This window comes from Streptomyces sp. 4F14, assembly GCF_048159485.1.
GTDB lineage: Bacteria > Actinomycetota > Actinomycetes > Streptomycetales > Streptomycetaceae > Streptomyces.
On record NZ_JBLRVY010000440.1, the window covers coordinates 1 to 308 of the forward strand.

The 308-nt window shown below is 81.2% G+C and carries 1 pseudogene; it reads left to right on the top strand.

Annotated elements, in window-relative coordinates:
- Window positions 1-308, top strand: a pseudogene (locus ACLZOT_RS51495) (hypothetical protein); the annotation flags it as partial.

Below are 308 nucleotides of genomic sequence, written 5' to 3' on the forward strand. Positions count from 1 at the left end.
GCTCGGCCTGCGCCTGGCCCACGGCCGCCCCGCCGACGTCGATCCGGGCGAGGACTGGGGCCCGTACCGCCCGTGGGCGGAGCCGTTCGCCCTCCTCGCCGACGGGCGCGCCACCGAGGCCGGGACGGCCCTCGCCGCCCTGCCGCAGCCGCCGCCCGACCTGCTGTACGAGGCGCTGTGCTGCGCCGAGGCAGCCCTCGCCCTCCGGCTCGGCGACCGGCCGGCCCTGGAGCGGGCCCGTGCGCGGCTGCTGCCCGCGGCCGGTGAACTCGCGGGCGCGGGCAGCGGACTGCTCACCTTCGGACCGG